This is a genomic window from Pseudonocardia sp. SID8383 (assembly GCF_009864975.1).
Taxonomy (GTDB): Bacteria; Actinomycetota; Actinomycetes; order Mycobacteriales; family Pseudonocardiaceae; genus Pseudonocardia; species Pseudonocardia alni.
Map to the genome: position 1 here is coordinate 1 of NZ_WWFY01000583.1, position 230 is coordinate 230.

Sequence of the window (230 nt, forward strand, 5' to 3'; positions counted from 1 at the left end):
CACACCGGCCAGGCCGAGACGTTCTGCCAGGCCGTGCAGGAGGCACTCGCCTCGGGCGTCCCGGTGGTCGCGCCCGACGCGGGCGGCCCGCGCGACCTCGTGCTGCCCGACCGCACCGGTTACCTCGTGGCACCCCGCCCCGACGGCGGGGAGCCCGGCGACCCGGCCACCGACGCCGCCGACCGCGAGCTGGTCGGGGCGGTCGCCGCACTGTGCGAGCCGCAGCGCAA

At 79.1% G+C, this 230-nt stretch carries 1 protein-coding gene; it reads left to right on the forward strand.

Annotation, left to right across the window (positions count from 1 at the left end; genetic code table 11):
- Nucleotides 1-230, forward strand: a 230-nt coding sequence (locus tag GTW08_RS13960; protein WP_161152016.1) for a glycosyltransferase, incomplete at both ends; no start/stop codon positions are given.